Below are 13,867 nucleotides of genomic sequence, written 5' to 3' on the forward strand. Positions count from 1 at the left end.
CGCGCCGTGCTCGTGACACGACCGTGACCTCCGCCGTCCCGCCGGGTCGCGCCCTCCCGCTCGCCCTAGGTTGCCGGGCATGAGCACGGGCACGCCGGACAGCGGGGAGGGGGCCCTCGGAGGGCTCCTCGACGAGCAGGGGCGCGCGCTGCTGCTCGGCGTCGACCACGTCGGGATCGCGGTCCCCGACCTCGACGCCGCCGTGGCCCTCCACCGCGACGTCCTCGGCCTGCGCCTCGAGCACGAGGAGGAGAACGCCGAGCAGGGCGTCCGCGAGGCCATGCTCGTGGCGGGCGACGGCGGGCCGGGCGCCGCGCGCGTCCAGCTGCTCGCCCCCCTCTCCCCCGCCTCGACGATCGCCCGCTTCCTCGACCGGCGCGGCCCCGGCCTGCAGCAGCTCGCCTACCGGGTGCGCGACGTCGAGGCCGCCGCCGCCGTGCTGCGGGCCCGCGGCCTCCGGCTGCTCTACGACGAGGCCCGGCGGGGCACCGCGGGCAGCCGCGTCAACTTCGTGCACCCGGCCGACGCCGGCGGCGTGCTCGTCGAGCTCGTGGAGCCCGCGCCGCGGGCGTGAGGTCGCCGGCGCGCACGTCGGGCCCCCCACCCGCGAGGGTGGCGGCGGCCCGGCGGGCACGGCGGCTCAGCGGGGCCGGCGCACCGCGCGGCGGTCCCAGCAGGGGCGGTGCCAGTGCCGGCGGTCGGCGAGCGCGGCCTCCGCGCCGAGGAGCCCGTCGGCGGGCCAGGCGACGACGTGGGGGCTCGACCCGGGCACGAGCTGGTCGCAGCCGGGGCAGCGGTAGCTGCGCTCGGCGCCCCCTCCCGTGACGACCTGGACGACCCACTCGCCGTCGGGGTGGTCCTCCACCCGGCGCAGGCCGCCGCCGAGCGGCCGCTCGGGGCCGGCACCGCCGCGGGGGGCGCCGGACGTCGGGCGGGGACGGCCCCCGCGGCGGGGGCGGTTGCTGCGGGGCACGGCCCCATCGTGCCGGGGGCCGGGGGGAGCCGGCACGACGACGGCCGGCAGCGGCGGGACGAGGGCGGCCCGGCAGCGGCGGGACGAGGGCGGCCCGGCAGCGGCGGGACGAGGGCGGCCCGGCAGCGGCGGGAGCGCAGGCCCGCGGAGGCTAGGGTCGCCGCCCGTGAGGCTCGTCATCGCCCGGTGCTCCGTGGACTACGTGGGCCGCCTGACCGCCCACCTGCCCCTGGCGACGCGCCTGCTCATGGTCAAGGCCGACGGCAGCGTGCTCGTGCACTCCGACGGCGGCTCCTACAAGCCGCTCAACTGGATGAGCCCGCCCTGCGCGCTCACCACCTCCCCCGCCGAGGGCCCGGCCGCGGAGGCGGGCGCCGTCGAGACGTGGCGCGTGGTGAGCGCCAAGACCGACGACGTCCTCGTCGTCGCGGTGCACGAGGTGCTCAGCGACACCACCGTCGACCTCGGCGTCGACCCGGGCCTCGTCAAGGACGGCGTGGAGGCCCACCTCCAGCGCCTCCTGGCGGAGCAGATCGAGCACCTGGGCACCGGCCACGTCCTCGTGCGCCGCGAGTACCCGACGGCGATCGGCCCGGTCGACATCCTCTGCCGCGACGCCGGCGGACTCTCCGTCGCCGTCGAGATCAAGCGGCGCGGCGACATCGACGGCGTCGAGCAGCTCACCCGGTACCTCGAGCTGCTCAACCGCGACCCGCTCCTCGCCCCGGTGACGGGCGTCTTCGCCGCCCAGGAGATCAAGCCGCAGGCGCGGGTGCTCGCCGCCGACCGGGGCATCCGCTGCGTCGTCCTCGACTACGACGCCATGCGCGGGGTCGACGACCCGACGACGCGCCTCTTCTGACCGCACCGCCTCCCACCACCAGCCGGGCCGCCGACCCGCCCGACGACGGGGCACGCCGTCGGGAATGACGGGCGACCGCGCGCGGCTGGCCCGGGCATGACCGAGAAGACCCCGTCGAAGATCGTCTACACCGCCAGCGTCACCTCGAGCGGCGGCCGCAAGGCCGGGCGCGCCGTCTCCAGCGACGGCGTGCTCGACGTCAGCATGACGGCCCCGAAGGAGACCGGCGGGCCCGGCACGGGCACGAACCCCGAGCAGCTCTTCGCGGCCGGCTACGCCACCTGCTTCACCGGCGCGCTGGGCCTGGCCGGCAAGGAGCAGGACGTGGACACCTCGGCCGCCGAGGTCCGCGCCGACATCGGCTTCGGCCCCGAGGGCGAGAGCTACGCCATCACCGCCGAGCTGACCGTGCGCATCCCGGGCGTCGACCAGGCGACGACCCAGCGCGTCGTGGAGCGCACGCACGAGCTGTGCCCCTACTCCAAGGCGATCCGCGGCAACGTGCCCGTCACGCTCGTCGCGGTGGCCGGCTGACGGCACCCGCCCAGCGCCCGGGACGAGGGGGCGCCCGACGACCGGGCACCACGGGGCCCACCACCGCTCGCGGTGGTGGGCCCCGCTGCGTCCGAGCCGCCCCGTGGCCTCAGCCCAGCTCGCGGTCGACGTAGCACCAGCGCCAGGCCTCGCCCGGCTCGGCGCTGCGGATGACGGGGTGGCGCTCCGTCCGGGCGTGCGCCTGCGCGTGCTGGTGCGGCGAGGAGTCGCAGCAGCCGACGTACCCGCACGCCAGGCACTGGCGCAGGTGCTCCCAGCGCCGCTCGCCCAGCGCGAGGCACCCCTGGCAGCCCAGCTCGCCACCCTCCCCGCCGGCGGGGACGACGTCCTCCGCGGGCGCCGGGGCGTCGCGCAGGTGGCGGCAGGACCCGGCGACGGGCGCCCGGAGCGCACCGGTGCGGTCGTCCCGCGCGACGGCCGCGTCGAGGAGGGACTCCTCGACGTCGAGCTCGGCGAGCACCTGCCGCAGCACCTCGTCCGGCGCGCGCCCCTCGTCACGGACGGCGAGCAGCTCGGCGCGCTCGGCGTCGAGCATCTCGAGGCGCAGGCGGGCCCAGGCCCGGCCCGGCGACCGGTGGTCGCCGCCGCGCCCGAGGCGCTCCCACGCCACGTCGCCGCGCCGGCGCAGCCGCTCGCGCAGCCCGTCGACGACGTCGTCCGAGTCCTCCTCGCGCCGCACCTGCTCGAGGCGCCGCTCGGCGGCCCGCCGGGTCCGGTCGAGGACGGCCGCGTGGACGAGCGCGTCCTCCCCCGGGTCCGGCGGCGGCAGGGCGAGCGCGCGCACGAGCTGCGGCAGCGTCGTCCCCTGCAGGAGGAGCGTCCCGCCGACGACGACGAGCGCGGCGAGCACGAGCACCTCGCGCTGCGGCGTGCTCGCCGGGAGGGACGCGGCGGCCGCGAGCGTGACGACGCCGCGCATGCCCGCCCACCCGATGACCGCGACGACGCGCCACGACGGCCCGTCCGCCCGCCCGTCGCTTCCCACGTCCCTGTCCATCTCCGGGGCCGACCCGCCGTCCCCCGCGGCCCCGCGCGCGGCGCGGCGCCCCACGAGGCCGGCCAGGGGCAGCGCCACGGCGACGTAGACGAGGCGGACGAGCACGACGACGGCCAGCACCGCGCCGCAGACGAGCAGGGTCCGGCCCAGCCCGAGATCGCCGGCCAGGGCGCCGCCGACGACGTCGGACGCCTGCAGCCCGATGAGCAGGAAGACGCCGCCCTCGAGGAGGAACTGCACCGTCCGCCAGTTGAGGCGCTCGGCGATGCGCGAGCGCGCCGTCTGCTGCACCGGGGAGCGGTGCCCCAGCAGCAGGCCCGTGACGACGACCGCGAGCACGCCGGAGGCGCCGACCTCCTCGGCGGGCAGGTACGCGACGAAGGGGGCGGCGAAGGACAGCGTGGTGTCGAGCACCTCGTCGTCGAGCCGGCGCCGCAGCCGCCCCGCCAGCGCGGCGACGACGACGCCGACCAGGACGCCACCGCCCGCGGCCAGGAGGAAGCGGGCCCCGACCTCGGCGGCGCTCACCGCGCCGGCGACGGCGACGAGGGCCGTCCGCAGGAGGACGAGGGCGGTCGCGTCGTTGAGGAGGCTCTCCCCCTCGAGCACCGTGACGACGCGGCGCGGCAGCCCGACGCGCCGGGCCACCGCCGTCGCGGCCACGGCGTCGGGCGGCGCCACCACCGCGCCCAGGGCGATGCCCACCGCGAGGGGCACCGGCAGCAGCGCCGCGATGACGAGCCCCACCACGAGGGCCGTCACGGCCACGAGCCCGACCGACAGCAGGGCGATGGGCCGCAGGTCCGACCGCACGTCGACGAGCGAGGTGCGCAGCGCGGACGCGTACAGCAGCGGCGGCAGCAGCCCGACGAGGACGAGCTCGGGGTCCAGGACGACCGGCGGCACGAAGGGCAGGTAGGAGGCGACGACGCCGACGAGCACCAGCACGAGCGGCGCGGACCCGCCCGTGCGCCGCACCAGCAGCTCGACGCCGCCCACGACGGCGGCCACGACGACGAGCAGCAGGGCGGTCTCCACGACGGCATGGTGCCCCCTCCGCCGACCCGCCCGGCCCGTCCTCCTGACGGCCGGGGCGGCGTCGGCGCAGGCCCTCAGCGCACGGGCTCGGGGGCGAGCGGGGCCAGGGCGAGCAGGCCCGGGGCGAGGCGCTCGGCGGCCCAGCGCTCGAGGGCCCGCCCGTCACCCGACTCGCCCGCCGGCCCCGCCTCGCCGGCGACCGCGGCCGCCACGAGCCACCCGTCGACCAGCGCGAGGACGGCGCGCGCGGCGACGGCCTCGCGCCCGGCCGAGCGCAGGAGACGGGCGACGGCGTCGGCGCAGGCCGCGTCGAAGGCCCGCAGCCGCGGGGCGAGCGCCGGGTCGGCCGAGAGCTCGAGCGTGCGCGCGTAGAGGGCGCGCAGGCCGGCGGCGCCGCGTCCGCCGTAGGGGCCGAGGACGAGGCCGACGAGGGCCTCCGCGAGGGCGGTCGCCCCGCGGTCCTCCGCGGCCGGCGGCGGGGCGGTCGCCGACGCCGCCCGGACCCGCTCGCCGAGGTCGTCGAGGAGGGCCTCGACGGCCTCCCGCAGCAGCGCCGGGACGTCGTCGAAGTAGTACGTGACCGCGGCCAGCGGCACCCCGGCGCCGCGGGCCGCGGCGCGGGCGCTGAGCGCCGCCGGGCCGCCCGCCGCCACGAGCTCCGCCGCGGCGGCCACGAGGGCCGCGCGCCGCGCCGCCCCCCGCGGGGCGCCCGCCCCCGGCCCGGGCCCCTCCCCCGTGGCCATCAGTGCGCCGACCCGCCGGAGGTGAGCTGCAGCCCGACGACCCCAGCGACGACGAGCAGCAGGCTGAGGAGCCGGCCGGTCGTCACCGGGTCGCCGAGCACCGCCATGCCGACGACCGCCGTCCCGACCGCGCCGATGCCCACCCAGACCGCGTAGGCGGTGCCGACCGGCAGGTCCCCCAGGGCGCGGGACAGCAGCGTGAAGCTGCCGACCGCGGCGACCACGAAGGTGACGGTCCACACCGGTCGACTGAAGCCGTCGGAGAGCTTGAGGGCGACGGCGAAGACGGTCTCGAGCAGACCGGCGGCGATGACGAGGACCCAGGCCACGAGGTGCTCCCGACGTCGGGGGCGCCGCTCGTCGGCGCCCGGTGGGACGACCGTACCAAAGCTTTGGTACGCATGTACTAGTACGAGGGGTCGCACCGCATCCGGTCCGTCGCGCGGGGCCGGGTGCGCCGGCGCCCCCGCGGGGGCGCACACTCGGGGCGTGCCGCAGTGGGGCAGCTACTCCTTCCTCTTCGGCCCTCTCGTCGCCTTCTGCGTCGTCGGGGTCCTCGCGCTGCTGCTCCGGTGGACGTGGGCGCGGGGCTCCTCGCTCGTGCCGGGCCGCGCGCGCAGCGGCGCGCCCACCGACTACGGGCTGCTCGTGCCCGTCGCCGAGCCGGCCACCTTCGTCGAGGCCGAGGTGCTGCGGCAGAAGCTCGAGCGCGAGGGCCTGCGGGCCACGCTCGCCCCGACGACCGACGGCCCGCGCGTGCTCGTCTTCCCCCGCGACCAGGAGGTGGCGCGGGCCATCCTGCGCCGCTGACCCCCTGACCCCCTGACCCGCTGACCCGCTGACCCGCTGACCCGGTGACGCCCGCCCGGGGCGCGGGCTCAGTCGACGGGCAGCAGGGCCTCGGCCGGCTCGACGACCTCGCGGCGCACGTCGGCGCCGAGCCCGCGCAGGGACGCGACGACGTCCTCGTAGCCGCGGTCGACGTGCCCGACGCCGTGGACCGCCGTCGTGCCCTCGGCGCGCAGGGCGGCGACGACGAGGGCCGCCCCGGCGCGGATGTCGCTGGCCTCCACGGGGGCGGCGGACAGCCCCGGACGGCCGCGCACGAGCACGTGGTGGCCGTCGACGACGAGGTCGGCGCCGAGGCGCTCGAGCTCGTGGGCGAACCGGAAGCGCGCCTCGAAGAGGTTCTCCGTGACGACGCAGCTGCCGTCCGCGACGGCCGCGAGCGCCAGGGCGAAGGGCTGCAGGTCGGTGGGGAACCCGGGGTAGGGCAGCGTGGCGACGTCGACCGGCCGGGGCCGGTCCGGGCCCTGGACGAGCATCCCCGTGCCCGTCGGCTCGACCTCGGCGCCGGCCTCGCGGAGCTTGTCGAGGGCCATGACGAGGTGCTCGGGCCGGGCGCCGCGCACGTGCACGCGGCCGCCGGTGATCGCCGCGGCGTAGGCCCAGGTGCCGGCGACGACGCGGTCGGGGACGACGGCGTGCTCCGCGGGCGAGAGCGCGTCGACGCCGTCGACGACGAGCTCGGGGCCGCCGCGCCCGGTGATGCGGGCGCCCATGGCGAGGAGGAGGTCGACGAGGTCGTCGATCTCGGGCTCGCGCGCGACCCCGGAGAGCACCGTGCGACCGCGCGCCAGCACGGCCGCCATGAGGAGGTTCTCCGTGGCGCCCACGCTCGGGAAGGCGAGCGCCACCTCGGCGCCCCGCAGGCCCCCCGCCGGCGCCTCGGTGACGAGGTACCCGTGGTCGACGTGGACGTCGGCGCCCATCGCGCGCAGCCCCTCGACGTGGAGGTCGAGGCCGCGCGAGCCGATGGCGTCGCCCCCGGGGACGGCGACGTCCGCGCGCCCGACGCGGGCGGTGAGCGGGCCGAGCACGCTGATCGACGCGCGCATGGCCCGCACCAGCTCGTAGTCGGCGCGGTGGCCGACCTCGGCGGGCACGTCGATGGCGCAGGTGCGCGCCGCGGCGTCGTGCTCGACGGCGCAGCCGAGGCGGCGCAGCAGCTCGGCCATGATCCGGACGTCGACGATGCCGGGGACGTCGCGGAGCACCGTGCGCCCCTCGGCGAGGAGGCTCGCGGCCATGAGCTTGAGGACGCTGTTCTTCGCGCCCGGCACCTCGACCTCCCCCTCGAGGACGGCGCCGCCGGTCACCACGATGCGCTCCACGGCGGGCGAGCCTACGCACCACCGGCCGCCCCTCCCGCCACCGCCGACGGGGCGGGGCGGCGCGCACCCGGGTCCTCTGCGACCCTGCCCGCATGGCGGTGCGGCTGACGAGGATCTGGACCGGGACGGGCGACGACGGCACGACGGGCCTGGGCGACTTCTCGCGGACGTCGAAGACGGACCCGCGGCTGGTGGCCTACGCGGACGTCGACGAGACGGGCGCCGCCCTCGGCCTCGTCCTCGCGGCGCTGCCCGCCACCGCTCCCCCGGCGCAGCCCGCGAGCGGTGCGGCCGCGGAGGACGCGACGGCCCACGAGGAGGCGCCGGACGGGCAGGAGCCGGAGGAGCAGGGGCCGCCCGACCCGTCGACGCCGGGACGCGGCGCGGACCCGGGCGCCGTCCTGGAGCGCGTGCGCTCCGTCGTCCGGCGCGTCCAGAACGACCTCTTCGACGTGGGCGCCGACCTGTGCCTGCCGGTGGGCGCGCGCGTGGAGCACACGCCGCTGCGGGTGCAGGAGCCGTGGATCGGCGACCTGGAGCGCGAGATCGACGTGCTCACCGAGGCGCTGCCGCCCCTGACGAGCTTCGTGCTGGCGGGCGGCACGCCCGCCGCCGCGCACCTGCACCTGGCCCGCACGGTCGCCCGCCGCGCGGAGCGCTCGGTGTGGGCGGCGATCGCGGCCCACGGCACGACGGAGGGCGGCGTCAACCCCCTGACGGCTCGCTACCTCAACCGCCTCTCGGACCTGCTGTTCGTCCTGGCCCGCGCCGCCAACTCCCCCGACCTCGGCGGCGACGGCGACGTCCTCTGGCGCCCCGGCGGCACCCACACCGACCACTGACGGCGCGCAGCGCCCCAGACACCCTCACGGGCGACCGGTGCGCGGCGCCGGCGATGCTCGCCCGCTCGAGGCGCGGGCCACGCGGCCTGGTGAGGCGCGGAGGGAGGGGGGGGGGGGGGGGGGGGGGGGGGGGGGGGGGGGGGGGGGGGGGGGGGGGGGGGGGGGGGGGGGGGGGGGGGGGGGGGGGGGGGGGGGGGGGGGGGNGGCGGTCGCGCCCCGGGCACATCAGCCGAGCAGCGAGGCCGGGGCGGGAGCCCCGACCGAGCGCGTAGGCAGTGCCCGGGGCGCGACCGCCCCTCCCGGACCAGCCCGACCGACCGCGGCCAGCAACGACCGGGAGGGCGTCACCTCACCAGATGCGCACCCGGTCGGCCGGCTCCATCCACATGCCGTCCCCCGGCTCCGTCGCGAAGGCGGTGTGGAACTCGTCGAGGTTGCGGGCGACCTGGTTGCAGCGGAACTCCTCCGGGGAGTGCGGGTCGGTGGCGAGGCGGCGCAGGCGCTCCTCGGGGCGGGCGACGGAGCGCCAGGCGGTGGCCCAGGAGGTGAGGGCGGCGCGGACGTCGTCGGTGGTGGTGTCGCGGCCGTCGGCGGTCTGGGCGAGACGGAGGGCGACGAGGGCGATGCCGAGGCCGCCGAGGTCGCCGATGTTCTCGCCGACGGTGAGGGCGCCGTTGACGGTGCGGCCAGGGGTCTGCTCGGGCTCGAGGACGTCGTACTGGGCGACGAGGCGCTGGGTGAGGGCGTCGAAGGCGGTGCGGTCCTCCTCGGTCCACCAGTCGCGGAGCTGGCCGCGGCCGTCGAAGCGGGAGCCCTGGTCGTCGAAGCCGTGGCCGATCTCGTGGCCGATGACGGCGCCGATGGCGCCGTAGTTGGCCGGGTCGCCGGCGGCGGGGTCGAAGAAGGGCGGCTGGAGGATGGCCGCGGGGAAGACGATCTCGTTCATGCCGGGGTTGAAGTAGGCGTTGACGGTCTGCGGCGTCATGAACCACTCGTCGCGGTCGACGGGGCGGCCGACCTTGGCGAGCTCGCGGTCGGTCTCGTGGGCGCTGACGCGGCGGACGTTGCCGAGGAGGTCGGCGCGGTCGACCTCGAGGCCGTCGTAGCTCTTCCACCGGTCGGGGTAGCCGACCTTGGGGGTGAAGAGCCGGAGCTTCTCGAGGGCGCGGTCGCGGGTCTCGTGCGTCATCCAGGAGAGGCCGGAGATCTCCTGGGCGTAGGCCTCGACGAGGCGGTCGACGAGGAGCTGCACCTGCGCCTTGGCGTCGGGCGGGAAGTGCTCGCGCACGTAGACCTGGCCGACGGCCTCACCGACGCCGCCCTCGACGAGGGCGACGCCGCGCTTCCAGCGCTCGCGCATCTGCTCGGTGCCGGACAGGCGGCGGCCGTAGAAGGCGAAGGACTCCTCGACGAAGGCGGCTGGGAGGTAGGGGGCGGCGGCGTGGACGACCCGCCAGGTGAGCCAGGCCCGCCAGGCGGGGAGGCGGTCGGCGACGACGAGGCCGCCGAGCGCCTCGACGAAGGAGGGCTGCGCGACGACGACCTCGTCGAGCAGGGACGCGGGCGCCCCCAGCCCCTCCAGCCAGGCGTCCCACGCCAGGCCGGGGGCCAGCGCCTCGAGGCCGGCCCGGTCGAGGAGGTTGTACATCTGCTGGACGTCACGGCGGCGGACGCGGTCCCAGTGGGCGCCGGCCAGCTCGGTCTCGAGCGCGAGCACCTCCTCGGCGTGGCGCTCGGGCTCCTCCACGCCGGCGAGCCGCAGCATCGCGGTGACGTGGGGGCCGTAGGCCGCGAGGACCTCCGCGTGCTGCTTCTCGCGGTAGTAGGCCTCGTCGGGCAGGCCGAGGCCGCCCTGGCCGAGGTAGGGCAGGTACCGGTCCGGGTCCCCGAGGTCGGTGTCGACCGACAGCCCGACGAGACCGCCGGAGCCCTCCCGGTCCAGCTGCCCGAGCACCCGCCAGAAGCCCTCGACGTCGTCGACGGCGACCACCCGCGCCAGGGCGTCCGCGAGCGGCGCCGTCCCGGCGGCCTCGACGGCGTCCTCGTCGACGAAGCTGGCGTAGAGGTCGCCCACCAGGCGCTCCTCGGCGGCCGCGCCCCCGCCCGCCGCAGCCCGCTCGCAGATGGTGCGGACCGCGGCCTCGGCGTCGTCGCGCAGGTCGACGAACACGCCGGCCACCGACCGGTCCGGGGCGATGCGCGCGCTCTCCAGCCACTCGCCGTTGACGGCGCGGAAGAGGTCGTCCTGCGGGCGGGGGTGGCCCGCCGGTGCGGGCGTCGACGGGGCGCCCGTGTCGGTCGTCGTCATGCTCGCGACCCTACGCGCGGCACCCGACAGCCGCCCTGCGCCGCCACCCGCGCTCCCCCGGCCGCTCCCCCACGGGCCGCCGTCAGGCGACGTCGGCGCGGTACCCGGGGGGCGAGCTCTCGAGCCAGGAGGCGAAGCCGGTGTAGGCCTCCTCGCTCATGGCGAGCTCGAGGCGCTCCTCGCGGTGGCGGCACTCGACGACGACGGCGTCGGGCAGAACGGCGAAGGCCTCGGCGCCCTCGGGGCGGCGGCGGCGCAGGACCTCCATCTCGCGGCGGTCCCACGTGCGACCGGCGCCGACGTCCACGCCGAAGACGCGGTACCAGGCCATGTCGTCGCGGCGGAAGCCGGCCACGCCGAGGACCCAGCGCCCGCCGTCGCGGCGCGCGGAGCAGTCGAACGCGCCGAGGCGCCGGGTGATCACCCGGCGCCTCAGCGAGACGAGCAGCACGCCCACGGCCACGAGGACGAGGACGGCGAGGGCGAGCTCGAGCGGCAGCAGCACCGAGTCCACGCCGCCGCCCGCCCCGTCCTCAGCGGCCGGCGGAGCCCGCGGCTCCCTCGAGGTCGACGTCCTCGGCCACGACGACGGCGCGGTCGTGGTCGACGGACAGGAAGCCGCCGCCGATGCGGACCCTCATCGACTCGCCCTCCGTGGCCTCGATGCGGACCTCGCCGTCGGCGAGCACGGCGAGGATCGGCTCGTGGCCCGGCAGGACGCCGATCTCGCCCTCGACGGTGCGCACGCTCAGGCGCGAGGCGCCTCCCGCCCAGACCTGCCGCTCGGCGGAGACGAGCTCGACGTGGAGGTCGGCCATCAGGCGCCGGTCTCCTTCTGGATCCGGTCCCAGTTCCGCTCGACGTCCTCGATGCCGCCGACGTTGAAGAACGCCTGCTCGGCCACCTGGTCGTACTTGCCCTCGGTGATCCGCTTGAAGGACTCGACCGTCTCGTCGAGCGGCACCGTGGAGCCCGCGACGCCCGTGAACTTCTCCGCCATGTAGGTGTTCTGCGAGAGGAACTGCTGGATGCGGCGCGCGCGGTTGACGATGACCTTGTCGTCCTCGGAGAGCTCGTCGACGCCGAGGATGGCGATGATGTCCTGCAGCTCCTTGTTGCGCTGGAGGATCTGCTTGACCGCGGTCGCCGTCTCGTAGTGCTCGCGCGAGATGTACTGCGGGTCGAGGATCCGCGACGTCGAGGTCAGCGGGTCGATCGCCGGGTACAGGCCGCGCGAGGCGATCTCGCGGGACAGCTCCGTCGTGGCGTCGAGGTGCGCGAACGTCGTGGCCGGGGCCGGGTCGGTGTAGTCGTCCGCCGGCACGTAGATCGCCTGGAGCGAGGTGATCGAGTGGCCGCGCGTGGAGGTGATGCGCTCCTGGAGCACGCCCATCTCGTCGGCGAGGTTCGGCTGGTAGCCGACGGCCGAGGGCATGCGGCCCAGGAGGGTGGAGACCTCGGAGCCCGCCTGCGTGAAGCGGAAGATGTTGTCGATGAAGAGCAGGACGTCCTGGTTCTGCACGTCGCGGAAGTACTCCGCCATCGTGAGGGCGGACAGGGCGACGCGCAGGCGGGTGCCCGGCGGCTCGTCCATCTGGCCGAAGACGAGGGCCGTCTTGTCGAAGACGCCGGCCTCGGCCATCTCCCCGATGAGGTCGTTGCCCTCGCGGGTGCGCTCGCCGACGCCCGCGAAGACCGACACACCGCCGTGGTTCTGGGCGACGCGCTGGATCATCTCCTGGATGAGGACGGTCTTGCCGACCCCCGCACCGCCGAAGAGGCCGATCTTCCCGCCCTGCACGTAGGGGGTGAGGAGGTCGATCGACTTGATGCCCGTCTCGAACATCTGCGTCTTCGACTCGAGCTGGTCGAAGGCGGGCGCCGGGCGGTGGATCGGCCAGCGCTCGTTGATCTCGAGGCGCTCGCCCTCCTCGAGGTTGAGGACGTTCCCCGTGACGTCGAAGACGTGGCCGAGGGTGACGTCGCCGACCGGCACCGTGATGGGGCTGCCGGTGTCCTGCACCTCCGTGCCGCGGACCAGGCCGTCGGAGGGCTTGAGCGCGATGGCGCGCACGAGCCCGTCACCGAGGTGCTGGGCCACCTCGAGCGTCATCGACGTCTGCGCGCCCATGAGGTCGTAGGAGATCGTCAGGGCGTTGTTGATCTCGGGGACGCCGTCCGGCGGGAACTCGACGTCGACGACGGGCCCGATGACGCGGCTGACGCGCCCGGTGGCGGCCGCGCCGCTCGTGGACGGGGTCTCGGTGGCGGTGGCGGTCATGTGCGGTGCTCTCCTTCGGCCGTGCCGGTGGCGCCCGGGGGGCCGGGCGGATGCGGGTGCTGGGGGCGGGGCGTCACGAGCTGGACGACGCGGCGAGCGCGTCGGCGCCGCCCACGATCTCCGTGATCTCCTGGGTGATCTCCGCCTGCCGGGCCTGGTTGGCGAGGCGCGTGTACATCTTCACGAGGTCCTCGGCGTTGTCGCCGGCCGTCTTCATGGCGCGCTGGCGGGCCGCGTGCTCGCTCGCGGCCGCCTGCAGCAGGGCGTTGTGCAGGCGGCTCGTGATGTAGCGGGGCAGGAGGGCGTCGAGCACCTGCTCCCCCGACGGCTCGAACTCGTAGAGCGGCAGGAGCTCGTCCGAGCTCGGCGGCTCCACGCCCTCGACGACCTCCAGCGGCAGCAGGCGGTTCACCTGCGGCGTCTGGGTCACCATGCTGACGAAGGCCGTGGAGACGACGTGGATCTCGTCGACGCCGGGCTCGCCCCCGTCCTCCGGCTGCGAGCTGCGCACGAACTGCTCGACGAGCTCCTCGCCGATCTGGCGCGCGTCGTCGTAGGTGGGCGACTCGGAGAAGCCGCTCCACTGCCCCGCGAGGTCGCGCCGGCGGAAGCGGTAGTACGCCACGCCCTTGCGCCCCACGACGTAGAGGACGGGCTCGCGGCCCTCCTCGCGCAGCCGCGCGACGAGGCGCTCCGCCTCGCGCAGCACGCTCGCCGAGTACGCCCCCGCCATGCCGCGGTCGCTCGTCACGACGACGACGGCGGAGCGGCGCACCTCGGCGCGCTCGGTGGTCAGCGGGTGGTCGGCGTCGGAGTAGGTCGCCACCGCCGACACCGCCCGCGTGATGGCCCGGGCGTACGGGGTCGACGCCGTCACCGCCTGCCGCGCCCGCGCGATGCGGGACGTGGCGATGAGCTCCATGGCGCGGAAGATCTGCTGCATCGACTTCGTCGACCCGATCCGCTGCTTGTAGACCCTCTGCTGGCCTGCCACGGTCCTGCTCCTCCTGCGTGGTGGGTGGTGCCCGTCCCGGCGGCGCGCGCGGCGCGCCCGGGAGCGGACGGGCGTCCCGGCGGCCCCTCACGGGGCCGCC

At 76.8% G+C, this 13,867-nt stretch carries 15 protein-coding genes; 5 read left to right on the forward strand and 10 right to left on the reverse strand.

All coding sequences use genetic code 11. The features are described from left to right. Positions 1–79: 79 nt before the first annotated feature. On the forward strand, positions 80–574 hold the full coding sequence (mce, locus tag WDV85_RS01585; RefSeq protein WP_339568948.1) for a methylmalonyl-CoA epimerase: 495 nt from the start codon (positions 80–82) through the stop codon (positions 572–574). Positions 575–640: 66 nt separating this feature from the next. On the opposite strand, the gene WDV85_RS01590 is transcribed toward mce, so the two are convergent. Further along, positions 641–973 (reverse strand): hypothetical protein, encoded by a 333-nt coding sequence (locus WDV85_RS01590; protein ID WP_298805726.1) that lies wholly within the window; start codon positions 971–973, stop codon positions 641–643. A 166-nt stretch (positions 974–1,139) separates the two neighbouring features. On the opposite strand from WDV85_RS01590, the gene nucS reads away from it, so the two are divergent. Continuing rightward, on the forward strand, positions 1,140–1,835 hold the full coding sequence (gene nucS, locus WDV85_RS01595; RefSeq protein WP_171204027.1) for an endonuclease NucS: 696 nt from the start codon (positions 1,140–1,142) through the stop codon (positions 1,833–1,835). A gap of 96 nt (positions 1,836–1,931) precedes the next feature. Then, on the forward strand, positions 1,932–2,369 hold the full coding sequence (locus WDV85_RS01600) for an organic hydroperoxide resistance protein (protein WP_339568949.1): 438 nt from the start codon (positions 1,932–1,934) through the stop codon (positions 2,367–2,369). Between the two features lie 109 nt (positions 2,370–2,478). On the opposite strand, the gene WDV85_RS01605 is transcribed toward WDV85_RS01600, so the two are convergent. From WDV85_RS01605 to WDV85_RS01615, 3 genes are all read right to left on the reverse strand, one after another. Continuing rightward, positions 2,479–4,425, reverse strand: coding sequence for a cation:proton antiporter domain-containing protein (locus tag WDV85_RS01605; protein ID WP_339568950.1), 1,947 nt, complete (start codon positions 4,423–4,425; stop codon positions 2,479–2,481). 74 nt (positions 4,426–4,499) lie between these two features. Further along, complete coding sequence (locus WDV85_RS01610) at positions 4,500–5,168, reverse strand: hypothetical protein (RefSeq protein ID WP_339568951.1); 669 nt, start codon at positions 5,166–5,168, stop codon at positions 4,500–4,502. Further along, the gene (locus WDV85_RS01615) at positions 5,168–5,497 is read right to left on the reverse strand and encodes a DMT family transporter (RefSeq protein ID WP_339568952.1); all 330 of its coding nucleotides are present in this window, start codon (positions 5,495–5,497) and stop codon (positions 5,168–5,170) included. Before WDV85_RS01615 ends, WDV85_RS01610 begins: the two co-directional genes overlap by 1 nt. Positions 5,498–5,657: 160 nt before the next feature. On the opposite strand from WDV85_RS01615, the gene WDV85_RS01620 reads away from it, so the two are divergent. Beyond that, a complete protein-coding gene (locus tag WDV85_RS01620; protein ID WP_171202280.1) occupies positions 5,658–5,978 on the forward strand; it encodes a hypothetical protein in 321 nt (106 codons plus the stop codon). A 68-nt stretch (positions 5,979–6,046) separates the two neighbouring features. On the opposite strand, the gene murA is transcribed toward WDV85_RS01620, so the two are convergent. Continuing rightward, positions 6,047–7,342, reverse strand: coding sequence for a UDP-N-acetylglucosamine 1-carboxyvinyltransferase (gene murA, locus WDV85_RS01625; RefSeq protein WP_339568953.1), 1,296 nt, complete (start codon positions 7,340–7,342; stop codon positions 6,047–6,049). A 92-nt stretch (positions 7,343–7,434) separates the two neighbouring features. Here murA and WDV85_RS01630 point away from each other — a divergent pair, with 92 nt between their 5' ends. Beyond that, positions 7,435–8,184 carry a cob(I)yrinic acid a,c-diamide adenosyltransferase gene (locus tag WDV85_RS01630; protein WP_339568954.1) on the forward strand — a complete coding sequence of 250 codons (750 nt, stop codon included), beginning with the start codon at positions 7,435–7,437 and terminating at the stop codon, positions 8,182–8,184. 349 nt (positions 8,185–8,533) lie between these two features. Here WDV85_RS01630 and WDV85_RS01635 read toward each other — a convergent pair whose 3' ends face one another. From WDV85_RS01635 to WDV85_RS01655, 5 genes are all read right to left on the reverse strand, one after another. Then, a complete protein-coding gene (locus WDV85_RS01635; protein ID WP_339568955.1) occupies positions 8,534–10,492 on the reverse strand; it encodes a M13 family metallopeptidase in 1,959 nt (652 codons plus the stop codon). Positions 10,493–10,574: 82 nt separating this feature from the next. Next, positions 10,575–11,006, reverse strand: coding sequence for a DUF2550 domain-containing protein (locus WDV85_RS01640; protein WP_339568956.1), 432 nt, complete (start codon positions 11,004–11,006; stop codon positions 10,575–10,577). A 19-nt stretch (positions 11,007–11,025) separates the two neighbouring features. Further along, the gene (locus WDV85_RS01645; RefSeq protein WP_298805705.1) at positions 11,026–11,310 is read right to left on the reverse strand and encodes a F0F1 ATP synthase subunit epsilon; all 285 of its coding nucleotides are present in this window, start codon (positions 11,308–11,310) and stop codon (positions 11,026–11,028) included. Beyond that, the gene (gene atpD / locus WDV85_RS01650) at positions 11,310–12,773 is read right to left on the reverse strand and encodes a F0F1 ATP synthase subunit beta (RefSeq protein WP_339568957.1); all 1,464 of its coding nucleotides are present in this window, start codon (positions 12,771–12,773) and stop codon (positions 11,310–11,312) included. The genes WDV85_RS01645 and atpD overlap by 1 nt, the downstream gene beginning before the upstream one ends. A gap of 73 nt (positions 12,774–12,846) precedes the next feature. Then, positions 12,847–13,767, reverse strand: coding sequence for a F0F1 ATP synthase subunit gamma (locus tag WDV85_RS01655; protein WP_171202274.1), 921 nt, complete (start codon positions 13,765–13,767; stop codon positions 12,847–12,849). Positions 13,768–13,867: the final 100 nt, after the last annotated feature.

It is taken from the genome of Pseudokineococcus sp. 5B2Z-1 (genome assembly GCF_037482305.1).
GTDB lineage: Bacteria > Actinomycetota > Actinomycetes > Actinomycetales > Quadrisphaeraceae > Pseudokineococcus.